Consider the following 22721-nt stretch of genomic DNA (forward strand, 5'->3'; position numbering starts at 1 on the left):
CTAAAATTTTTCATTTTTCTCATCAAGATGATTTCACCTTTTTACAATTGAATAGTATGTTCTGGCCGTGATTTTATAGATCAACACATAAATAAGCGCAAATACGGCAAAACATCCGACTGTACATGTCATATATAATTTCGTATCTGTCAAATACAGGGTAGCCAAAAGTCTTTTTATGATCGGAAAAGCAAAAACGATGTGCACTGCTGCCATGATCAACGGCAAAAAGAAGACAGTCAGTATCTGCGAGTTGATGGCCCGTTTTACTTCCCGCTCTCCAAGTCCCACTTTCTGCATGATTTCATATCGTTCTTTGTCCTCATACCCTTCTGTTATCTGCTTATAGTAAATAATAAGGATTGCTGCCATGACAAAGAGGATACTGAGAAAAATTCCTATAAACAAAAAACCACTGTACAAGGACAAAAAAGAATCATACGCTGCATCTTTGAAGTCAACATTTCCCACTCCTGTCTCCTCCAGCTTTATTTTCAGAGTTTCATATACTCTGTCTTTTTCCTCCTGTTCTCCAGTCATGTCAAATGCCATATAATTTTTTATTTCAGACGCCTCCTTCCCATAGGCGGCTTTCTGTTTTTCGTAAAGATCCGCAAGGATTTCCTGATCTTCCACCACAATAAAGTAAGAAGATGCTACATTTGACGCCATCAGGGCATCCCCTTGAAACGCATTCAATTCTTCTTTTATCTGAAATGTATCTTCGAAAATATGGAGGCTCTTCTCCCTGTAAGGTTTCTGATTTCCATATATGAAAATTTCATCCTTTTCCAACGTTTCTTTTGTATCATTATTTTTGTTGTAATCATCCAGGGTAATAAAAAACAGATTACTTACCTTCCTCAAATCCGGCATCTTCCACTCATCCCGTTTTACCTGAAACTCATCTTTATCTCTTACTGCAGAAAATCCAAGATAGCTATATCCAATATAATTCTTTTTTTCCACCTTCTCTTTGTTTAAAATCTCCTGAATGACCTGAAACTGCTTATTCTGCTCCATGTTTTTCTCGTCACAGGCCACTGTCATTTCTCTTGGATATTTTTCATTTAAAGCCTCTTTGATACCGAAATGAAGACTTAAGGTGGATGAGAGCATGACAAGCACCATGGTGGACAAAATACAGATGTTCGCAAGTCCAACTGCATTTTGTTTCATGCGGTAGATCATTCCGGACACGCTGATAAAATGGTTTGCTTTGTAATAGTAGGACTTTTTCTTTTTGAGCAGTTTCAGCCAGGCAACACTGCCTGCAAGAAAGAAAAGATACGTCCCCACAATGACAAGGATCACAGCGAGAAAAAAAAGACCGAATGCAGCCAAAGGGTTGGTGCTGGTCACAGAAATATAGTATCCGCCCAAAAGACACGCTACTCCCAAAAACGCGGCAGCCCATCTGGCCTTTGGCTCTTTTTCCCCCTGATTTTGGGAGCGCAGAAGTTCGATCGGTTTTGCCAGATGAATCTGCCTTCTGGCATCCACATACAAAAGCAAATAGAGAACTCCAAATAAAATCGCTGTTTGTGCAGCCGCTTTCCAGGAAACATGAAATCCAAGCGCAACATCCTCTGCCTGAAAAATGTTCAATAAAATCAAAAACATTAACTTATCCAAAAGAACTCCAAAAAACAATCCAACCACCATGCTGGATGCTGCTGTCAAAATGCTCTCCCAGGCAATGATCCGCCCGATATGCCTCTTCTCCATACCAAGAATATTGAAAAGACCGAATTCCTTTTTTCTTCTCTTCATCAGAAAGCTGTTGATGTAAAATAAAAACACCAGTGCAAAAAATGCAACAATCCCAGTCCCCAAAGACAGAAGTATCTGAATCTCATCTGCGCCCACCGGCATCTTTTTTAAATCCTTGTTCCAAGACAAAGACGTGATGATATAGAACATGGCTGTGGTGAACGTGCAGGCCAAAAGGTATGGAACGTACATCTTTGCATTCTTTTTGATGTTGCCTGCAGCCATGGACACAAAAAATCTACTTCTCATGGCCAACACCTCCTGTCGCCATCACTGTCAGGATGTTTGAAATGTTCTGGTACATTTCCTCGTTCGTCTTACTACCTTTATATACCTGGTGATACACCCGCCCGTCTTTAATAAAAAGCACCCTTTTTGCAAAACTTGCAGCCTTTGCCGAATGCGTCACCATTATGATGGTCCTTCCTGTTTGATTCACCCTTTCCAAAAGTGTCAAAAGCTCATCTGCACTTTTAGAGTCCAGCGCACCTGTAGGCTCATCCGCCAGGACAAGACTGGGACTTGTGATGACTGCCCTTGCAACTGCACACCTTTGTTTTTGTCCTCCGGACACCTCATACGGATACTTTTCCAGGATTCCTCCAATTCCAAGCTCTCTTGCCAGAGGAAAAAGTTTTCGCTCCATCTCTTCATAGTGCTCCCCGGAAAGGACAAGGGGCAGAAAAATGTTATCCTTCAAAGTGAAATTGTCCAGAAGATTGAAATCCTGGAACACAAACCCTAAATGTTTCCTCCGGAAAGCAGAGATTTCTTTTTCTGAGATGTCCGTAAGGCTTTTTCCATTCAAGAGGACCTCTCCCTGTGTGGGTTTATCCAAAGCAGCCAGAATATTTAAAAGAGTTGACTTTCCGGAACCGGATTCTCCCATGATGGCAACATATTCCCCTTCATTCACCTCCATATCCACGCCTTTGAGAGCCTGCACCTGCATGCCCCCGAACCTTGTCGTATACGTTTTCTTAACATTTTTTACTTTCAGCAATGTCATATTCGCATTCCTCCTTTGCACTTCCTATTTTACGGGGCAGCTCTCGTTGATTCTATTTTCTGCCCTAACAAAAGGAATGCATTTCTGTCATTTTTGTAAGAAATCCGCCTTTCCCCCTCCTATCTTTCTCTGTCCGAGAAACAGGTGGACTTTTGTCCCTTTTCCTTTTTTTGACTCGATTTTGATGTCACAGGAAAGATTTTTCAATATATTTTTGCAAAGATATAGTCCAAGGCCTGATGCCTGTTTCTCCATTCTCCCGTTCAGTCCTGTAAATCCTTTCTCAAAAATGCGTTCCAAATCCACTTCGTCGATTCCAACTCCGTTATCTTGTACAACAATCTCCCCTTCATCCTGAGCGTAGATCCGGATTTCGCCTTTTTCACCGGAATATTTGATGGCATTAGACAAAATCTGTTCCAGAACAAAGACAACCCATTTTTCATCTGTGAAAATCTTCTGCTCTGTCTCCTGGAAATCCAGACGGATTTTCTTTCGTATAAATTCCCCTGAAAACCTGCGCACAGCCTGTCTGATCAGATCATCCACGAAAACCTCACGAAAAACATAGTCCGTGTACGGACTTTTCATCCGGAAAAAGACGAGTACATTTTGTGCATACTGCTCAATCTTAAAAAGTTCGGACTTCAATACTTTCACATCCGGTTTCCTGTCTGTCTCAAGCACCAGTTTCATGGCTGCAATCGGAAGTTTCATCTGGTGCGCCCACAAAGTAAAGTAATCTTCCATCTCTTTTCTTTCCGTTTCATAGACAAACGACTGTCTGTTTTTCTCCTCCATCAATAAAAAAAGCAGCTCCTGGTAATCCTTTCCTTCCACCTTTGTCTCATGGGGAAGATTCTCCAGCGTAAAACCGATTTCTTCCCTCAAAGACTGCAATTTCCTGTGTTTTTTGACAAAGGATACAACATCTGCCAAAAACAAAGCCCCTAAAAACACTGCGCAAAGCAAGCACGCGTAGCAGAACGCCTCCTTCTCCAGCCTGTAGAGCAAAAATACGGTCAAAAAAATAATAAAACAGACAGCAAAAATCAGGAACAGACGCCATCTGTCCCTGAAATACTGCTGCCACATTCTTTTCTTATCTGTCCTTTTCATATGCGATAGCCTATCCCCTTTTTCGTATGTATGAACTCTTTCACACCTATGGACTCCAGTTTTTTCCTAAGCCGGTTGACATTTACAGACAAAGTATTCTCATCCACATAGGAATCCGTCTTCCAAAGATATTCCATAAGCATATCCCTCTCCACGATCTCTCCTGGATGTTCCATCAGTATGCGCATGATCTTGATCTCATTTTTTGTAAGCTCCAGCTTTTTCTCCTGAAAAGACACACTCCCTTCTGCCGGAAAAAAGCGGACCCCCCGATATTCCAACACCTCTGTTTTCCCCGAAAAATCATAACTTCTTCTTAGGATTGCCTGTATTTTTGCCGCCAGCACAGTCAGATCAAATGGTTTCGTGACAAAATCATCCGCCCCCATACTCATAGCCATCACAATATTCATATTGTCGGACGCAGAAGAGATAAAAAGTATCGGCACTTTGGAGACTTTCCTGATCTCTTCACACCAATGATACCCGTTTAAATACGGCAATGTAATGTCAAGCAGCACCAAATCGGGTGAATACCTGAAAAACTCTCCCATTACATTCTCAAAATTTTTTGTAAGCCTTACCTGATAATTCCACGATTCGAGACAGTTTTTCATGGCAGATGCTATGACTTCGTCGTCCTCCACGATCATGATCTGATACATGCTCATTTTCTCCCCTTTCCGTCTTTCTTCTGCGTCCATTATATCCTTTTCTCCTTTTCATGGAAAGAGGCATCTTTTTCTATTGTTTTACCCCGGCATTTTTTTGGTACACGGAAACAGAGAGCAGATAGCATACAAAAAAGATTGCGTAAATGACAAGTACGCTGATGATATTGACGCTCAAAAGTTCGGTACTCATCATTTTTGCCAGCGCATGTACGGAAAACCAGGACGAAACCGTCATCACAATAAGAGGGCCGACATAGGCAAATTTCAGCTCATTTGCAATGGATTTTTTCAGTGTTTTACGGTCAATCCCAAGTTTTTTCAGCACCTGGTACCGCTCTTTTTCCTCAAATGCATCGTTGTACAGTTTCATAAACAAAATGCTGCCGCCGGCGAGCACAAAGACGAGGAACATGAAGATACAGATGGTGTAGAGCACTTTTACCCACTCAATGTCATTGCTTCTCATATCCACTGCAATCCTTCCAATATCTTCTCCATTCTCCTGCTTTGTCTTAACAAGGTCATCAAGCTTGGCCTTTGTCTGCTCGAAACTATCCATATCGCTGATTTTGTAATTATAGGTATAACTCATTGTCCCAAGAGGACAAAGTCTTTCAAATTCATGATCATTTACAAGATAAAAACTGATCTGCTCCTGTAGATACCCAAGATAGGGCTCGTTTGTGTCGTCAATCTGGCGGTATTCTTTTCCGTTGATCGTCACACGGATCCCCGATTTCTCTGTATATAGGGACAAAAGATACATCTTGCTCACATCAATGATCTCATCGTCTTTTGGCTCTTTGATGTCAAGTTTCAGCCCCGCGTCCTCTGCCGCCTGTTTTACGTCCGACCAGGACAGTATTGCATATGTGTTATTTTTGTATGCAGTTTTAAAAAGGGAACCGTCCAGATAAAGGATCGGAATCTTTGTGCTGTATTTGATGTCACTGTTTCTCTCTATCACTTCGTCCATCTTTTCTTTTTCGTCTGCATCATTGCTGATCAGCTGGTAGGTGTAGGTGCTGCGAAAGTGTACGATCCCCTCATATCGGTTCTTCATGGCAACTCCTGTGGCCAGCGCGGTCACGGAACACAACATGAGCACGCATACGATGGCATAAGTCCGGTAATTTTTCTTCATGCGGAAGATCAGGTTGTTCACCCAAAGATTTCTCTGCTTTTTGTAGAGAAACTTCTTTCTTTTTGCAAGGCTTTGGGTCACCATTGGTATCACTCCGCCAAAAAGCAGATAGATTCCCGCGATCACAAGAACAACTGCTGCAAGTACATTTCCCATAACCTCCTGACCGCCTTCTTTGATGGCCAAAAAGTATCCGGCTCCCAGTACGCAAACGCCTAAAACAGATTTGAATGCCAAAATCACAGAATTTTGTTTTACATATTCATTCTTTTTGGTTGCCAGCACCATGTTGAGCACACTGCTGCGCACAATATTCACATAGCCTTTCAGCACAAAAATCATATACACGGCAAGATAGGTACATGCCGCCACGGCAATCGGCTGCCAGGAAAGCTGAAATTCAATCTTAACTGCAATATCCGAGATGGCCAAGAGCACCATCTGGAAGAGCCATGTGAGTGCAAGCCCAAATCCAAGCCCAAGTATGAGGGCCAAAAATCCGATCATTGTTGTCTCGATCATATACAATTTCCCGATTTTCTGATTCGTCAAACCCATGAATACATAGATTCCAATCTCTTTCTTCCTCTTTGTCAAAAACACATTGGTGGAATACCAGATAAAGAAAAACATGAAACAGATCAGGACAACGGTAATTGCCTGTACAATGATAATGATATTATCCTTGTTCCTCTCTCCCAGCACATCCAGCGAATTGGAATAGACAATATTTTGAAAATTCAAAAAAATCAGTATTGTAAAAGCCAAAGAAACGATCAGGGACAGATAGCTCTTCAGGCTGTTCTTAAAATTCATATAGGCAAGTTTCATCATACTCATGACTCTCACCTCCCCATAGATGTCTGCACATCAATGATCCTGTCATAAAATTCTTTTCTCTCGCTGCCCCTGCTGATCTTACATTTGATCAGTCCATCGCTCAAAATATACACATCCTTTGCATAAGAAGCACTGAACGCGTCGTGAGTGACCATCATGATCGTTGCCTGCCTATTTTCATTGACAATCCTTAAGCATTCCAACAAATCTTTGCTTGACTTGGAATCCAAAGCCCCTGTAGGCTCATCGGCAAAAATGATCTTGGGATCTGTGATCAGTGCCCGGCATGTAGCTCCCCGCTGTTTCTGACCTCCCGAGAGCTGATACGGATATTTCTTCAGCTCCTCCGCTAAACCGAACATTTCTGCAAGCTCATTTGTCCTCTCAACGCAGGATTTTGGGGAAACACCATTCAAAGACAACGGAAGTGCAATGTTATCCTGCAAAGTCATGGTATCCAAAAGATTATAGTCCTGAAAAATAAATCCAATTTTGTCTCTCCGAAGTCTGGACAGATCCTTGTTGTTCAGTCCTGTGATCTCTTTTCCGTCCAGCATCACACTTCCCTGGGACGGCTTGTCGATGGTGGAGAGAATATTCAAAAGCGTCGTCTTTCCGGAACCGCTTGGACCCATGATGGCAATAAAATCAGTCTCATAGATGGTCAGGTCAATTCCTTTTAACACTTTTGTCTGGAATCCCTTCCCTCCATAATTTTTTATCAAGTTTTTAATTTCCGCTACTTTTCTTTCACTCATTATGCAATTCCTCCTTATGCCATCATTATAAAAAATCCACGCACAAAAATCCTTACACCCTCATTACAAAACAATCTCCAACATTACATTTCTTGTAATGTCAGAGATTGAAATAGTCCCTGTTATCTTTAAATGTGATGGAAAACCTTGTAAATTTTCCGTATTCACTTTCCACATCAATGTCATGCCCAAGCCGTTTTAAAATGAGGGATACCATATAAAGCCCCATTCCTGTGGATTTGTACTGTCCATTATGGTGGTTCTGTCCTGTGAACCCTTTTTCGTATATTCTGCGGATATCGCTCTCTTTGATTCCTTCCCCTTTGTCCTCCACAAAAAGGATCGTTCTGTTCTCTTCCTTTTTTGACCAGATATGCAGCTCCTTTTTCTCCCCCGCATACTTCATGGCATTCCCGATCATCTGATCCAAAACATAGACAAGCCATTCCTTGTCCGTGTACACCTTCTCCTCACCCACATCGAGAAAAATCTCGAAACGACGGTTGATCAAAAAGAATTGATTGTTTTTGATGGATGTGCTGACACACTCCTTCAGGCCCACAGCCTGTATCTGAAGATCATAGATGCTGCTTTGCACTTTACATCCAGTCAACGCAGAATTTAAGTGCTGCCTGATCTTTTCAAGCTGTTCCCTCATCTGCTGCCTTGTCATTGGGTCCTCGATCCGCTCGTCGATCAAAAGAGCTGCTGAGAGAGGAATCTTGACTTCATGGCACCACTTGGCAATGTAATCCTGCAGCTCACAGTTGATGTCAAACTGTTCGCTCAACTGCCCATTTACAATATCCATATCATGTTTTAAAATCTCTTCATCCTCCAGGTCGTCAAGATACGTCCAAATGATCTCCTCTCCGTCAAGCAATTCTTTTCGCTCTTTTTCCTTTCTGCGAAAAACAGTCCATTCCCTTATAGTAAACATCGTCAGAAAGAACACCGTGAGGAAATCCAAATAGTAAAGATACGCTTTGTCAATATCCTGCAAAAGAAAAAGGAAATACAAATTGTACGCCAAGACGACTAAAAAAAGAAGGAGGATATATTTGATATGTTTTCTGAAATATTTCATTCTATATAATATCCCTGTCCTTTCTTTGTACATATGATATCTCTGCCGCAGAACTCTTTGAGCTTTCCTCTCATTCTGGATACCATAGTCGTCAAAGTTCCGTCGGAGACAAATTCATCTGTGCTCCAAAGCTCCATCATCAGCTCATCCCTCGTCACAATACAAGGACGGGCCCCAAGAAGTTTGGACATGATCTTCTTTTCTGATTTCGTAAGTTCCAGTCTCTTATTTTGAAAGATGCATGTACCTGTCCCATAGTCAAAATAAAGCTCCTCACCAAGGTACCCTCTGTCCCTGACTTTGTATTGATACGTCCTTCTTAAAATGGCATCCATCTTTGCCTTCAAAAGTTCCAGGTGAAATGGTTTTTCCACATAGTCATCCCCTCCCTGGGCAATGGCCATGATCTTGTCCCTGTCATCATCTCTGCTGCTGATGTAGATGATCGGAACTTCAGACACCTGACGGATTTTTTTACACCAATAAAACCCATCACAAAAGGGAAGATTGATATCCATCAGCACCAAATGAGGACTGTATTTGATAAACTCACCGGCAATGTCCCCGAAATTTTTCGCTGCCTTTGCCTCGTATCCCCATTTTTCCAGGAAACCTATGATTTCCCCTGCCAGGGTCTCGTCGTCCTCCACAATCAAAATTTTCATCTTCTCTTCCATCCTGCTATACCTCCCTGCCTACATGCCCAAGCGTAAAGACGGCCACTGAGCGCGGTCCCATCACATAGATGCCTTTGTCCAGAATCTCCTCTTTCCCTATGAGCGCATCCTCTCCCCTGGATGTGTCGACCAGAGGGCGCCAGAAATATGCGTTTTCCGGTTTTGGCAGTGTAACTTCCAAATGCTCCCAGTAAGCATTGATGCCAAGATAGATGACATCATCCACTCCGTTCTGCCTTCCGGCATACATGATTCCAATCATCCTTGTTTCATGGTCATATGCTCCCTCCCAAGGTTTCACACTGTGAAAACTGACTTTCGGGAACCCAAGCGTACACTCTTTTGTGTCTTTTCTAACTATCTTATGTTCTTTGCGGAACTTTATCATGAACTTAAAAAATTCAAATAACTCTCTGTTTTTCTTGAGAAACGACCAGTCAAGCCAGGAAATTTCATTGTCCTGGCAATAGGCATTGTTATTTCCAAACTGGGTATTTCCAAACTCATCTCCGGCCAGGAACATCGGTGTACCTCGACTCAACATTAAAACTGCGCAGGCGTTTTTGATCATCTGAAAACGAAGTCTCATCACTTGGGTATTGTCCGTATCCCCTTCCGCACCGCAGTTCCAGCTTCGGTTGTCGTCCGCACCGTCTGTGTTGTTCCACCCGTTCTTTTCATTGTGTTTTTCATTGTAGCTGTACAAATCGTAGAGAGTAAAACCATCGTGGCATGTGAGAAAATTAACGGATACATTGTCTCCCCGTTTGTCCGGCGGATAAAGGTCTGTGGAGCCAGTGATCCGGTTTGCGGCCGCCCTTGCAAAACCGGCATCCCCTTTCAGGAAACTGCGGATATCATCCCTGTATTTTCCGTTCCATTCCGCCCATCTGTTCCAGGAAGGAAAACTCCCCACCTGATACAATCCGCCTGCATCCCACGCCTCAGCGATCAAATCCACCCCGGCCAAAATAGGGTCGTAGGCAAGTCTTTCCAGAAGAGGCGGTCTGTTCATGGGAGCGCCGTCCTCACTCCTCCCCAAAATGGATGCCAGATCAAACCGAAAGCCATCCACCTGGTAGTTCATGGTCCAATATCGCAGACAATTGAGTATCAAATCTCTCACAAGCGGATGATTGCAGTTCAATGTATTGCCGCATCCGCTGAAGTTATAATAATATCCGTCCGGCGTGAGCATGTAGTAAATATTATTGTCGATTCCTTTAAAAGAGAAAAATGGTCCGTGTTCATTTCCCTCGGCTGTATGATTGAACACCACATCCAAAATGACCTCGATTCCATTTTCATGGAGCTCTTTGATCAATTCTTTGAGTTCCCGCCCTTCCCGATTGTACTCAATTTCGGATGCATAACTTGTGTTAGGCGCAAAAAAGCAGACGGGATTGTATCCCCAGTAGTCCAGAAGTTTTGTGCCGTCCACTTCCCGTGCATTTCTCATTTCATCGAACTCAAAAATCGGCATCAACTCCACCACATTGATCCCCAGCTCTTTCAGATAAGGGATCTTTTCACGGATACCATCAAAAGTCCCCGGATGTTTCACTGCCGAAGTACTGCTTTTCGTAAATCCCCGCACATGCATCTCGTAGATGATGCTGTCATTCAAGGGAATGTTGGGCTTTTCACAATTTCCCCATGTAAAGTTATTGTGCACAACCCTGGCCTTATAAAACTCTCCTCCTGATAGTTTCACTCCCCACTCTCTTTGTCCTGTCACTGCCTTGGCGTAGGGATCCAAAATATATTTGCTCTTGTCAAAAATAAGGCCCTTTTGAGGTTCATTTGGTCCATCCAGGCGGTAGGCATACTCAAATTCTTCAATATTCAGCCCGAATACAAACATAGAATATACCTTTCCGACCCTGTATTCCGGCGGAAATGGAATCACTGCATACGGTTCTTGTTCTTTCCTTCGAAACAGCAAAAGTTCGCAGGAATAGGCGGAATGGGACGTCACAGTAAAATTGACACCATTGGGCAGGGCCGATGCGCCGTTGATCTCGTAGAATCCCGGCCGCACTAAAAAACCGTTCACTTCTTTTTGGGGCTTTAGGTTTTCCTCTTCCTCCACCCCTGCATAATCCTCCAAAAGGAGAATCTCTTTGTTTTTCTCTTCGATTACCAGTCTTTTTTTCTTTTCTCTTTCTGCCATACCCTGCGCCTCTTTTCTTATTCACTCTTTCATTGTTTCATTTTTGAATCATTCCATATCCCAATGTCTTTCATTATATCACAGTTTTCCTTATGATATATCTTGTCAGTCAAAAATTTTCAATTACAACATAAAAGCGGCAACGTTATAAAAATACCGTCAGCCGATCAACCAGCTGACGGTATTGTTCTGCCATCTTCTTTATTCGATTCCAATCACCTTGTAATCCTGATCTTCCACAGCCTTTTTCAGCACATCGTCCGCAATCTGTGCGTTCAATGTCACAACAGCTCTTCCCTCCTCATGGCTTACATCTGCCGCATCCACCTGAGGCAGCGCCTCCAGACACTTTTTCACCCTTGCTTCGCAGTGCCCGCACATCATTCCTTCAATCTTCATAGTTCTTGTCATTGTCATGTCCTCCTTATTTTGTTTTGTTTTTCTTTTTTTGTCTTTCCCCGCATCATACATTTTAAACCAATTCAGCCTGAGCGCATTGGTCACAACACAGAAACTGGAAAGACTCATGGCAGCAGCACCGAACATGGGATTTAACTGCCACCCCACAAGCGGAATAAAAACTCCTGCTGCCAATGGGATTCCGATGATATTATAGATAAATGCCCAGAAAAGATTCTCATGGATATTTTTCAGAGTCGCTCTGCTTAGGCGGATTGCAGCCGGAACATCCGAAAGCCTGCTTTTCATCAGCACTACATCCGCTGCGTCAATAGCTATGTCCGTGCCTGCACCGATGGCGATTCCAATATCCGCCCTTGTAAGCGCCGGCGCGTCATTAATGCCATCCCCCACCATGGCCACTTTTCCTTTTCGTTTCAGAGAACGGATAACGCTCTCCTTTCCGTCCGGAAGGACGCCTGCGATCACTTCGTCCACACCTGCCTGCTTTCCGATCGCTCTTGCCGTTCGCTCATTATCTCCGGTGAGCATGACAACCGAAATTCCCATGTTCTGCAACTCTTTGACGGCACGCGGGCTGTCCTCCTTCATCACGTCAGCCACAGCGATGATACCTGCAAACGTTTCATCCTTTCCAAAGAACAGCGGAGTCTTTCCTTCTTCTGAAAGTCTGATGGCTTTTTCTGCCATCTCTTTTGGCACCAGAACCTTTTCCCTGATGAACTTTAAATTTCCTCCCACAAGATAACTGCCTTTCCATTCACCGGACAGACCGTTTCCGGGTACCGCCGTAAAGTCGCGGACCTCCCCAGGCTCTTTGATCTCCCGCTCTTTTGCAAGCGCCAAAATGGCGTGTGCAAGGGGATGTTCACTTTTCTTTTCCAGAGCATACGCCAAAGCAAGAAACTCTTCCTCTTGCATGCCCTCTGCCGGAAGGATATCTGTCACCTTTGGCTCACCCTGGGTGATCGTGCCTGTCTTGTCGAGGGCAACAATCTGCATTTTCCCGGCCTCCTCTAAAGAAACCGCTGTCTTAAACATAATGCCATTCTTTGCACCCATTCCATTTCCCACCATAATGGCAACCGGAGTGGCAAGCCCCAACGCACAAGGACAGCTGATGACCAGTACAGAAATTCCCCTTGCCAGGGCAAATCCAACGCTTTCCCCTGCAAAAAGCCATACCAGGATCGTCAAAACCGCAATTCCTATGACTACCGGAACAAACACGCCCGACACTTTATCCGCCACCTTGGCGATCGGCGCTTTTGTGGCAGCCGCATCGCTCACCATCTGGATGATCTGGGAAAGGGTCGTGTCCTCGCCCACTCTGGATGCCTCGCATGTAAGGAACCCTTCCTGGTTTAAAGTGGCAGCGGACACCTCATCCCCCTTCTTTTTGTCCACCGGAATGCTCTCTCCGGTGAGGGCAGATTCATTCACTGCGCTTGTTCCTTCAAGGACAATTCCATCCACCGGGATATTTTCTCCTGGTCTTACTACAAAAATATCACCTTTTTTTACCTGGTCAATGGAAACTTGCATCTCCACCCCGTCTTTTAACACAACCGCTGTCTTTGGGGCCAGTTTCATCAGACCTTTGAGAGCATCTGTTGTCTTCCCTTTTGATCGGGCTTCCAGCATTTTACCGACTGTGATCAAAGTCAGAATCATAGCCGCAGACTCAAAATAAAATTCATGCATATACTTCATGACTCCAGTCATATCCATACGCATTTGCGCGTCTGTCATGGCAAACAGTGCATAGGTACTGTACACAAATGCAGCGGTTGAACCAAGCGCCACAAGCGTATCCATGTTTGGAGCTCTGTGCCAAAGACTTTTAAAGCCGCTGATAAAAAATTTCTGATTGACTACCATGACCGCGATGGTAAACAAAAGCTGGATCAATCCCATGGCTACATGGTTTCCTTCCAGAACATTTGGAAGGGGCCAGTTCCACATCATATGTCCCATAGAGACGTACATCAAAGGAAACAACAGACATAAAGATACGATCAGCCTTCTTTTCAGCACTGGCGTTTCCTTGTCTTTGAGCATTTCTTCCCCATCCGAAATTCCCTGTACATCCTTTTTTTCTTTGCCGGCAGATTTTGGCGCAGCACCGTATCCTGCTTCTTCCACTGCCTTAACGATATCCGATTCTTTTGCCTCCCCTTCCACGCCCATGGAGTTTGTCAAAAGGCTGACCGAACAGGAAGTAACGCCCGGCACTTTTAAGACAGCTTTTTCCACCCTTGCGCTGCACGCAGCACAACTCATTCCTGTCACTGAATATTGTTTCATCTTCTGCCTCCTTACCTCATCAATTTCTGCAGCGTCACGACAAGCTCATCGATCGTTTCCTCTTTTCCCTCCCGGATATCCCGGGCCACACAGGTACGGATATGATTTCCAAGAAGGACTTTATTGAAACTGTTGAGCGCTGCATTGACTGCAGATACCTGAATCAGAATATCCGGACAATAGGCATCGTTCTCCACCATCTTTTTGATTCCCCTTACCTGTCCTTCAATTCTGCTAAGTCGATTGATCAAATCTTTGTATTCTTTTTCTGAACGCTCTTTTGTCTTATGACAGCATTCTGTGTAATTATCCATTTGCAACACCTCTCTTTACAGCGCCATTATATACCCCATATGGGTATTTTTCAAGTAGAAAAATAATACCATTATCCATAATTTTTTTCAAAAAAGAAAAAGCTCCTGTAAAAGAGCTTTTCCTTATACCACACTCGATTTATTTTCTACATCCAGCCCGCAAACACGGATGCCCCTATTACAGTCAAAAGTCCGGCCACCGCAATGGCAAGACTGCTCATGGCCCCTTCCACAGGTCCTAACTCCATGGCCTTGGCTGTCCCCATGGCATGTGCGGAAGTGCCGATCGCCAATCCTTTTGCCACCGGCTGGGTAATCTTGAAACATTTACAGATGATATCGGAAAAAATATTTCCCAAAACACCTGTGATCACGATCACTGCCACAGTGATCGTGGCGATTCCGCCAAGCTCCTCGGAAATCCCCATTCCAATAGCCGTAGTGATGGATTTCGGCAGCATGGTCACGTACATCTCATGGGACAGGGAAAACAGTTTTGCCAGCACAAAAACACTTACAAGACTTGATAGCACTCCGGAGAGGATCCCCGCTGCAACTGCCTTTAAATTTTTTCTAAGAAGAGTCAGCTGCTCATACAAAGGTATGGCCAGGCACACAGTGGCCGGAGTCAAAAGGTAACTTAAATATTGCGCTCCCTTGTCGTAATCCTTATAATCGATTTTCAGCACCATCAGAATCCCGATGACGCAAAAAATCGCTATAAGCAATGGGTTAAATATCGCCATCCTAAATTTTCGTTTCGCGAGCAGTCCGATCTCATAAGCAATCAGGCTGATCCCTGCTCCAAAGAAAACAGAATCAATCAGAAACGTTTTCATCTTCTCCATTCCTTCCCATCTTTATCATCTTCTGTGTCACAATTCCCGTCACTGCCATGACAATGACTGTTGAAAAAGCTGTGATGATCATGACCGGTACAAAAACCGGTTTCAGCACAGGCCACGCGGTGATCAGTCCCACTCCTGCCGGAATGAACATCACAGGCATAATCTCTATCAAAAATGACGACGCTTCTTTGACCTGCTCCACCTTCACAATCCCAAACTGCAAGGCCGCAAGCATCAGCACAAGTCCCCACACACTTGACGGAATTGGCAGCGGTATGAGCATCTTGATGCCTTCTCCCAAAAATGAAATCACAAGAATAATTGTAAACTGTCTTAAAATCTTCATCTCTCTACTTCCTGTTTTGTTTTTTGTACGAACGCAAGACGATCTTTTCGAGGTACCGTTTCAGCACGATCTGAATCTCCTCTTTCGGGTGCATTGGTTTAACCAAAATGGCATGAATACCCGCTTTTTTTGCTCCCCATACATCCGTAAAAAGCTGGTCTCCCACAAACACTGTCGTCCTTTTGTCCGTCCCCATCTTCTGCATAGCCTGCTCATAATTCTTTATCGACGGCTTATGTGCGTTATAAATATAATGGCTGCCAATGGGTTGATTGAACATCTTCACTCGGCCTGCCTGGTTGTTCGAGAGCAGACAGGTCTCAAATCCGATCTTCTTCAATCTTTGAAACAGTTCCCTGGAACGCGCATCCGACGGCGCTCCGTGCGGAACAAGTGTGTTGTCAATGTCAAAAATAATTCCCCTGTATCCTTCTTTGTACAATTCTTCAAACGGTATCACATAGGTGGACACCATATATTCATCCGGAAAAAACCGCTCAAACATCTATCTTTTCAACTCCAATACTTTCTCTATGATTTCATCGCATATCTCTTCTTTTGTCCTTCCATCCGTGGCCACAATGAGATCCGCGGCAGCCTCATATCTGTCTTTTCGTTTCTTAAGCATCTCCTCAATAAAGGAAACATTCTTATTTCCCTCGAGAAGAGGCCTGTCATGATTTTCTCCCACACGCTCTAAAATACTCTCCGGTTTTGCCGTCAACAGTACCACTTTTCCGGTTTTTCGCATGATGGAAACATTTTTCTTGCGAAGAGGAGTTCCGCCTCCACAGGAAATGACAACATTCTTTTTGCCCTGGAGTTCTATCAAAAGACTGGTTTCCAGATTTCTAAAATGTTCCTCCCCGTATTTTTCAAAAATTTCCGGGATGCTCATGCCTTCCCTCTTTTCAATCAGACTGTCCATCTCCACGACCTCCATGCCGTAAAGCGTGTGCATACAGGCAGCGATCGTGGATTTTCCTGTTCCCATAAACCCAATCAATGCAATATTAAACGAAATTTTTTTGTCATTTTCTCCCATATTTCTTTCCCCGCTGTTTCTTTTTTTACAAAACATGACCTTAATTATAGCAAACCAAAAAAGAAATAGCAACAATGACGCGCAAAATGAGATTTCTCCCTTTTGCGCTCTTGCCGCTATTTTTGGCTGTTCGCTTTATCCACTACTTTTTGTACGTTCCCTTTAAAAATCTGCCATGCATCCTCGTGTTCTACAAAATATTTCGGACAGTTTTTTCCCGTCACATCGTAATGCCGGATCACATCGCTGGATGAAAGATCAAATTTCTGGCACAGCCATCCTGTCAGCCGTACAAGCGAACGGTATGTCTTTTCCGTGAACTTTCCGCTTGTATCCGGATGGCATGTCTCAATGGAAATCGTGTCCCCATTTCTGTCATTGGACGCATAGGAAATTTCCCATGTGGGGATGCACTGTACGATCTCTCCTTCCAGCCCCACCACAAAATGACTGCTGGCATGTGTGATGTGCGTATCCTTCAGTCCATTGAAATAATCCCTGTTCTGCTTTGCCGTGGAACCCGGATTTGCCGTATAATGGATGACGATCCCCTGGATCTTCCCTATTTCGATCCCTGGCCTGGAGTACGGATTTTTCTCCAAAAGATCCACTTGAATGTCCGGCTTTTCTGCTGTAATCTCGGAATCCGGGATCTCCATATACCCTGCTGTGACCTTTTTGTAAACCCCTTTCACCAAAAGCACACAGAATACTGCACAAAGGCACAAAAAGCCAACTCGGATTTGTCTTTGTAATTTTCGTTTTCTTCTCGTCTGATAACTGATTCTTTTTCTTTTCTTCATTTGTATCTCTTCCCGCATCTTTTGTGTTTTTATTCTAGCACAGAAAAGTTAGGATGGATGAAGAAATTCCTTATATTTTTATTAAACGGTTCTAAATTTTTTCTATCGTAAACGTCATCTCGTAGACACTGTCTGGCGAAAGAAGATAGATATCGTGTACAGGAGCGCCCCAGCTGTCGTCTCCTCCGACTCCCATCTGGGCCGCATTGAGCCGCACCCAGGTAAAACACGGCTTTTGGAGTTCATACTGGTGCAGGGCCTGCTCCAATTCCAATGGACCGTACGCCAGTACACAGCTTTCAAAACTGGTGCCCTCCTTTGCGCGGAAACGAATACCACAGCCTTCCTCATCGTACACCTCCAGCCATCTTGTTCCCACACGGTTTCCGCATTCTTGAGGGACAAGGTAAGGCGTCACATTATCCTTTGCAGTGCCTTCATAGATCCCAAGCCTTGCGCCCTCCATCCGGTCCACATAATTCTCAGAAGGCCCATATCCGTAATAGCGAAAGTTGTGATATTTTTCATCCAGTTTCCAGAGCATTCCAAAGGATGGCATGATACCCGGATTTTTTGCTCCTTCATATCTTGTCGTCACCTGGATTTTTCCGCAGGAATCCACCTTATAGGTGATAATATTTCTCGCGTCCTGGGACAACGGAAGTTTGTATTCATACCTGATTTTTAAATACCTCTCCTGAACATCCACCTCTACATTTTCCAGTTTCTGACACTGCCCCGCATACATCCATGGAGCCATATCAAAAGCCAAGCCTGCTCCCGCTCCTCTGTCATTATCCGTCAAAGGTCTCCAATAATTCGTCTTCGGTGTGCGCAGAACATATTCTTTTCCCTCATATTTTAATGAAGTGATCCCACCTTCGGTTTTGGAAAACATTGCTTCAAACCCGTCCGCGAATACTCCGATATTGGCATCTCCTTTTACGATCCTCCACGGCTTTTTCGACTTTTTCGGACCTTTCATTTTCCCAGTCACATACTGACCCGAGACAATCTCAAATCCTTTTTCCGCCCACATCGTATCCTCCAAAAGCCGCATGGATACTTCGTACACAAGCTCCCCTTCTTCCTTTACATCCGGATAGTCCAAAGGAATGTACGCGCTCTCAAGCGGAGGCACGGAAATCTCTTTCTGTCCGATAAAAACACATTCCCCATCTTTTAAAATGCCGTACACAAAGATAAATTCATCTGTATTTGTAAAACAATTGTCATTTACAACTTTGACCCCTTTTTCATCCGGATACAATTTTACATTGGAATAGAGCATCTTGACTTCCTGGGCTTTCGGTGAAATCGTCCGGTCCGCAAATACAATCCCGTTTCCACAAAATTCATAGTCAGATGTCCGGTCCCCGAAATCCCCACCGTACGCAAGAACCTCTTTTCCATCCCGCCATCCAATCAATGCCTGGTCGATCAAATCCCAGATAAATCCTCCCTGGTACATTGAATACTCCCGCTCCAAATCCGTGTACAGTTTCAGTCCCCCGAGAGAATTTCCCATGGCGTGCATATACTCACAACTCAGATAAGGTTTCTTTGGGTCTGACTCTAAATATTCCTGGATCTCCTGTGGTTTCGCATACATGCGGCTCTCCACATCACTGATGGCATCATACTTCCGGTTATGGAAAACGCCTTCGTATTGCACAAGCCTCTCCTTATCCTTTTCGTGGAAATACCTGGACACTGCGGCAATATTCTCTCCTGCGTAAGATTCATTTCCGCAAGACCAAAAGAGAATGGATACATGGTTTTTATCTCTTTCATACATGGACTTTGCCCTGTCCAAAAGCATATCCTTCCATTCAGGTGCATCGCCCGGCAAATGCCCTTCTGGCATCTTTATATTTCCTTTCTGCCAGCTGCCGTGGCTCTCCAAGTTCATCTCATCTATCATATAAATTCCGTACTGATCGCACAACTCATACCAGAGTGTCTGGTTCGGATAATGGGAGGTGCGCACTGCATTGATATTGTGCTGTTTCATAAAACGGATATCCCAAATCATGTCCTCCTTTGTGACCGCACGTCCTCTTTTACAGTTAAACTCATGCCTGTTGACTCCTTTTAAAAGCAGTCTTTTCCCATTCAGGCACATCACATTGTCCCGGATTTCAAACCTGCGGAATCCTACCTTTGTCCTTGCGATCTCCACCAGACTTTTCTGCCCGTCCTTTAAAAAGACATACATATCGTAGAGGTATGGCTCCTCCGCACTCCACGGCCGCACCCGTCCGATCGGAACTTCCAGATCCAGCACAAGGAATTCTCCTTTTTTTCTGCACTCAGACGCCAAAAGCTGGGTCTGGAAGACCCCTTTTTCTCTCTGGTCTGCAAGGATGATCTCTATATAACCGTCCTGTGTTTCCAAAACTTCACCGCACAGCTTAAGTTTCGTCTTTAAAGTCCCTGTGCGGAAATCATCCAAAAGTCCTCCCCGCACATCCACATCGTACACATGACTTTTGGGAAACGCGTACAGATACACATCCCGGAAAATCCCGGAAAATCTCCAGAAATCCTGATCCTCCAGCCAGCTGGCCGTACTTCTTTTGTATACCTCCACAGCCAGTTTATTCTGGCCTTCTTTCAAAAACGGCGTGATCTCAAATTCCGCCGGTGTAAAACTGTCTTCACTGTATCCGACAAACTTTCCATTCAGCCACACATAGAACGCAGTCTCCACTCCCTGAAAAGAAAGAATCACCCGTTTTCCTTCCAGTTTCCTCTCAAGCTGAAAATATCGGATATAGCTGCCCACCGGGTTTTCCTCTTTTGAAACCTCTCCTTCTTGGAGAACTTCCCTTCCGTCCCAAGGATAATTGACATTTGTATACTGATTCTGCCCAAATCCCTGTAGCTCAATATGTCCCGGAACTTCAATTCTCCCAAATCCCCGAAACCCAAAATCTCCTCTGTAAAAATTTTCTTTTCTCTCCTTTTGGGAACGCGCATAGGAAAAATGCCAGATACCATTTAAGGACTGTCTTAACTCCATTTTTCCGTTTTCAATCTCAGACCAGGTCTCATAGAATTTATGATCCGAGTGTGCCCTCATCCGGTTCACCGCAAACACCTCCGGCTTTTCCAGCCAGTCTAAAGATGCTTTAAATATTTTCACTGCCCTTCCTCCTTGTCTTTCCCCATCATCAAAAGAGGGTATTGCAAAACCTCTATTTTGCAATACCCTCTCCCCAGACGCATTCTATTCATCTACACTGTAGTTTGGCGCCTCTTTTGTAATGTGGATATCATGTGGATGGCTTTCCTTCAAAGACGCTGCTGAAATCTTGACAAATCTTCCATTTGCTTTCAATTCCTCCACTGTCTTTGTACCACAGTATCCCATACCTGCACGTAAGCCGCCCATGAGCTGGAATACAGTGTCCTCAACGGTCCCTTTATAAGCCACACGACCTTCCACGCCTTCCGGCACCAGTTTCTTGGCATCGGACTGGAAATAACGGTCCTTGCTGCCGTTCTCCATCGCTGCGATGGATCCCATTCCACGATATACTTTGTATTTTCTTCCCTGGTACAACTCAAATGTTCCCGGGCTTTCATCGCATCCCGCAAAGATGCTGCCCATCATACATACGTTTGCTCCGGCTGCGATCGCCTTTGTCATGTCTCCAGAATACTTGATTCCTCCATCCGCGATAATCGGGATATTGTACTCTTTTGCAACCGCATAGCAGTCCATAACAGCTGTAACCTGAGGGACGCCGATACCTGCCACAACACGTGTCGTACAGATGGAGCCCGGTCCAATTCCCACTTTCACCGCGTCAACTCCGGCCTCGATCAATGCCTTTGTGCCCTCACCGGTTGCTACATTTCCTGCGATCACAGGAAGATCCGGATATTTTTCTTTTACCATTCTAACTGTTCTCAAAACATTAGCGGAATGTCCGTGTGCAGAATCCATGACGATCACATCGACTTTTGACTGCACCAATGCGTCCACACGCTCCAGACAGTTTGCCGTAATCCCCACAGCAGCACCGCACAGAAGCCTTCCCTGGGCATCCTTTGCGGAGAGTGGATATTTAATCTGTTTTTCAATATCTTTGATCGTGATAAGACCTTTTAAATTGAAATCTTTATCTACGATCGGAAGCTTTTCCTTTCTGGCTTTTGCCAGGATTTTTTTAGCTTCCTCCAATGTAATTCCTTCAGGAGCTGTGATCAGATTTTCAGAAGTCATTGATTCTTTGATCTTCTTTGTAAAATCTTCTTCAAATTTTAAATCACGGTTTGTAATGATACCAACTAATTTCTTTCCCTCTGTGATCGGCACACCTGAAATGCGGAATTTCGCCATCAGTTCATTTGCATCCGCAAGTGTGTGCTCCGGCGATAAATAAAATGGGTCTGTGATAACACCGTTCTCAGACCTCTTTACTTTGTCCACTTCTTCTGCCTGCTGCTGAATGGACATGTTTTTGTGGATGATTCCGATTCCTCCCTGTCTGGCCATCGCAATCGCCATCCGGTGCTCTGTCACCGTGTCCATTCCCGCACTCATCATCGGAATGTTTAAGCGGATAGTCTTTGTCAAATTAGTTGATAAATCAACTTGGTTTGGAATCACTTCTGAATATGCCGGAACAAGCAGCACATCATCAAAAGTAATACCTTCTCCAATAATTTTACCCATGATTTTATCCTCCTCATTAAATTTTATCTTGCTTGAATTGTTTAACAGTTATACTACAAAAAAGTTCGGTTCCTGTCAATACTAAATTCTGACTTTCCTCGGCGCCTGCATGCGGAATGCTTCCAAAATCCTGTCATTTGGCTCAAAGACAATCCTCATACTCTGTCCGTCTTTTACATACACTGCCACGCACTCTCTGTCTTTATGCATGCCGGAGCTAAACTCTTTTAGAGGTGCACTTGCGTAAGCATCCAATTCATGGGAATTCGCTTTCACTAAAAGCTCCAGCTGGTTTAAACTTCCTGAAAAAACCTGTTTTCTCTTTGACTTTGCAATGATTCTGTCAATATCCAGCTCCCCGTTCATGTACAAATACTCAAACTCCTGGTTTGAGTTTCTCGCCTTAAAGATGGCGACCGCAAGAAATACAATTGCCACAAGCGGAGCAAAAATCGTCATGGGAGTCATGGCAAGCGCTGCAATTCCGATTACTGCCAGCACCACAACCAACGCCATCTCAGAAACTGGCGTCCTTCTTTTCAATAATTGTTCCGTATAAAAATCATTCATCTTCCCAACCTCCGTTTTTCTATTGCCTATTCTATCACAAATAAATGAAGTTTCACAAGTCCTGGCACTGGAAGTTTCCCAAAAACAGAGCAGACAAATTGCTCCACAATGCAAAAAGGATGCTGCA

The 22721-nt window shown here is 44.1% G+C and carries 19 protein-coding genes; all 19 read right to left on the reverse strand.

Features of this window, described 5'->3' with window-relative positions; genetic code table 11:
- Positions 1 to 33: 33 nt before the first annotated feature.
- The 19 genes from B5F18_RS02885 to B5F18_RS02975 all read right to left on the reverse strand — a co-directional run bounded on the left by B5F18_RS02885 (position 34) and on the right by B5F18_RS02975 (position 22594).
- Positions 34 to 2022, reverse strand: a complete 1989-nt coding sequence (locus tag B5F18_RS02885) for an ABC transporter permease (protein ID WP_087156160.1) — start codon at positions 2020 to 2022, stop codon at positions 34 to 36.
- Positions 2012 to 2782: an ABC transporter ATP-binding protein gene (locus B5F18_RS02890; protein WP_087156161.1), complete on the reverse strand. Its 771-nt coding sequence runs from the start codon at positions 2780 to 2782 to the stop codon at positions 2012 to 2014. The genes B5F18_RS02885 and B5F18_RS02890 overlap by 11 nt, the downstream gene beginning before the upstream one ends.
- A gap of 87 nt (positions 2783 to 2869) precedes the next feature.
- On the reverse strand, positions 2870 to 3901 hold the full coding sequence (locus B5F18_RS02895; RefSeq protein WP_204217061.1) for a sensor histidine kinase: 1032 nt from the start codon (positions 3899 to 3901) through the stop codon (positions 2870 to 2872).
- Positions 3898 to 4566, reverse strand: coding sequence for a response regulator transcription factor (locus B5F18_RS02900; RefSeq protein WP_087156303.1), 669 nt, complete (start codon positions 4564 to 4566; stop codon positions 3898 to 3900). The genes B5F18_RS02895 and B5F18_RS02900 overlap by 4 nt, the downstream gene beginning before the upstream one ends.
- Positions 4567 to 4645: 79 nt before the next feature.
- Positions 4646 to 6559: an FtsX-like permease family protein gene (locus B5F18_RS02905; protein ID WP_087156162.1), complete on the reverse strand. Its 1914-nt coding sequence runs from the start codon at positions 6557 to 6559 to the stop codon at positions 4646 to 4648.
- 5 nt (positions 6560 to 6564) lie between these two features.
- Positions 6565 to 7317 carry an ABC transporter ATP-binding protein gene (locus tag B5F18_RS02910; RefSeq protein ID WP_087156163.1) on the reverse strand — a complete coding sequence of 251 codons (753 nt, stop codon included), beginning with the start codon at positions 7315 to 7317 and terminating at the stop codon, positions 6565 to 6567.
- A gap of 100 nt (positions 7318 to 7417) precedes the next feature.
- Positions 7418 to 8404 (reverse strand): sensor histidine kinase, encoded by a 987-nt coding sequence (locus B5F18_RS02915; RefSeq protein WP_162607526.1) that lies wholly within the window; start codon positions 8402 to 8404, stop codon positions 7418 to 7420.
- Entirely contained in the window at positions 8401 to 9081 is a 681-nt protein-coding gene (locus B5F18_RS02920) for a response regulator transcription factor (RefSeq protein WP_242955789.1), read from the reverse strand. The genes B5F18_RS02915 and B5F18_RS02920 overlap by 4 nt, the downstream gene beginning before the upstream one ends.
- 4 nt (positions 9082 to 9085) lie before the next feature.
- The gene (gene glgX / locus B5F18_RS02925; protein ID WP_087156165.1) at positions 9086 to 11254 is read right to left on the reverse strand and encodes a glycogen debranching protein GlgX; all 2169 of its coding nucleotides are present in this window, start codon (positions 11252 to 11254) and stop codon (positions 9086 to 9088) included.
- A 201-nt stretch (positions 11255 to 11455) separates the two neighbouring features.
- A complete protein-coding gene (locus tag B5F18_RS02930; protein ID WP_087156166.1) occupies positions 11456 to 13981 on the reverse strand; it encodes a heavy metal translocating P-type ATPase in 2526 nt (841 codons plus the stop codon).
- 11 nt (positions 13982 to 13992) lie between these two features.
- On the reverse strand, positions 13993 to 14295 hold the full coding sequence (locus B5F18_RS02935; RefSeq protein WP_087156167.1) for a metal-sensing transcriptional repressor: 303 nt from the start codon (positions 14293 to 14295) through the stop codon (positions 13993 to 13995).
- 146 nt (positions 14296 to 14441) lie between these two features.
- Positions 14442 to 15134 (reverse strand): LrgB family protein, encoded by a 693-nt coding sequence (locus tag B5F18_RS02940; protein ID WP_087156168.1) that lies wholly within the window; start codon positions 15132 to 15134, stop codon positions 14442 to 14444.
- Positions 15115 to 15489: a CidA/LrgA family protein gene (locus B5F18_RS02945; protein WP_087156169.1), complete on the reverse strand. Its 375-nt coding sequence runs from the start codon at positions 15487 to 15489 to the stop codon at positions 15115 to 15117. Before B5F18_RS02945 ends, B5F18_RS02940 begins: the two co-directional genes overlap by 20 nt.
- A 4-nt stretch (positions 15490 to 15493) precedes the next feature.
- The gene (locus B5F18_RS02950; RefSeq protein ID WP_087156170.1) at positions 15494 to 15994 is read right to left on the reverse strand and encodes a YqeG family HAD IIIA-type phosphatase; all 501 of its coding nucleotides are present in this window, start codon (positions 15992 to 15994) and stop codon (positions 15494 to 15496) included.
- Complete coding sequence (locus B5F18_RS02955) at positions 15995 to 16534, reverse strand: shikimate kinase (RefSeq protein ID WP_242955790.1); 540 nt, start codon at positions 16532 to 16534, stop codon at positions 15995 to 15997.
- A gap of 116 nt (positions 16535 to 16650) precedes the next feature.
- On the reverse strand, positions 16651 to 17337 hold the full coding sequence (locus B5F18_RS02960; RefSeq protein ID WP_087156171.1) for a peptidoglycan recognition protein family protein: 687 nt from the start codon (positions 17335 to 17337) through the stop codon (positions 16651 to 16653).
- Positions 17338 to 17428: 91 nt separating this feature from the next.
- A complete protein-coding gene (locus tag B5F18_RS02965; protein WP_242955791.1) occupies positions 17429 to 20485 on the reverse strand; it encodes a glycoside hydrolase family 2 TIM barrel-domain containing protein in 3057 nt (1018 codons plus the stop codon).
- Between the two features lie 84 nt (positions 20486 to 20569).
- A complete protein-coding gene (gene guaB / locus B5F18_RS02970) occupies positions 20570 to 22024 on the reverse strand; it encodes an IMP dehydrogenase (protein WP_087156172.1) in 1455 nt (484 codons plus the stop codon).
- An 81-nt stretch (positions 22025 to 22105) separates the two neighbouring features.
- A complete protein-coding gene (locus B5F18_RS02975; protein WP_087156173.1) occupies positions 22106 to 22594 on the reverse strand; it encodes a DUF6106 family protein in 489 nt (162 codons plus the stop codon).
- Between the last annotated feature and the right edge of the window lie 127 nt (positions 22595 to 22721).

Source organism: Lachnoclostridium sp. An181 (assembly GCF_002160325.1).
GTDB lineage: Bacteria > Bacillota > Clostridia > Lachnospirales > Lachnospiraceae > An181.

Coding starts and splice junctions, on each gene's coding strand:
- B5F18_RS02960 (WP_087156171.1), bottom strand. CDS start 17,337: ATGAAGAAAAGAAAAAGAATCAGTTATCAGACGAGAAGAAAACGAAAA.
- B5F18_RS02910 (WP_087156163.1), bottom strand. CDS start 7,317: ATGAGTGAAAGAAAAGTAGCGGAAATTAAAAACTTGATAAAAAATTAT.
- B5F18_RS02885 (WP_087156160.1), bottom strand. CDS start 2,022: ATGAGAAGTAGATTTTTTGTGTCCATGGCTGCAGGCAACATCAAAAAG.
- B5F18_RS02935 (WP_087156167.1), bottom strand. CDS start 14,295: ATGGATAATTACACAGAATGCTGTCATAAGACAAAAGAGCGTTCAGAA.
- B5F18_RS02915 (WP_162607526.1), bottom strand. CDS start 8,404: ATGAAATATTTCAGAAAACATATCAAATATATCCTCCTTCTTTTTTTA.
- B5F18_RS02905 (WP_087156162.1), bottom strand. CDS start 6,559: ATGAGTATGATGAAACTTGCCTATATGAATTTTAAGAACAGCCTGAAG.
- glgX (WP_087156165.1), bottom strand. CDS start 11,254: ATGGCAGAAAGAGAAAAGAAAAAAAGACTGGTAATCGAAGAGAAAAAC.
- B5F18_RS02900 (WP_087156303.1), bottom strand. CDS start 4,566: ATGTATCAGATCATGATCGTGGAGGACGACGAAGTCATAGCATCTGCC.
- guaB (WP_087156172.1), bottom strand. CDS start 22,024: ATGGGTAAAATTATTGGAGAAGGTATTACTTTTGATGATGTGCTGCTT.
- B5F18_RS02920 (WP_242955789.1), bottom strand. CDS start 9,081: ATGGAAGAGAAGATGAAAATTTTGATTGTGGAGGACGACGAGACCCTG.
- B5F18_RS02975 (WP_087156173.1), bottom strand. CDS start 22,594: ATGAATGATTTTTATACGGAACAATTATTGAAAAGAAGGACGCCAGTT.
- B5F18_RS02940 (WP_087156168.1), bottom strand. CDS start 15,134: ATGAAAACGTTTCTGATTGATTCTGTTTTCTTTGGAGCAGGGATCAGC.
- B5F18_RS02945 (WP_087156169.1), bottom strand. CDS start 15,489: ATGAAGATTTTAAGACAGTTTACAATTATTCTTGTGATTTCATTTTTG.
- B5F18_RS02895 (WP_204217061.1), bottom strand. CDS start 3,901: ATGAAAAGGACAGATAAGAAAAGAATGTGGCAGCAGTATTTCAGGGAC.
- B5F18_RS02890 (WP_087156161.1), bottom strand. CDS start 2,782: ATGACATTGCTGAAAGTAAAAAATGTTAAGAAAACGTATACGACAAGG.
- B5F18_RS02930 (WP_087156166.1), bottom strand. CDS start 13,981: ATGAAACAATATTCAGTGACAGGAATGAGTTGTGCTGCGTGCAGCGCA.
- B5F18_RS02950 (WP_087156170.1), bottom strand. CDS start 15,994: ATGTTTGAGCGGTTTTTTCCGGATGAATATATGGTGTCCACCTATGTG.
- B5F18_RS02955 (WP_242955790.1), bottom strand. CDS start 16,534: ATGGGAGAAAATGACAAAAAAATTTCGTTTAATATTGCATTGATTGGG.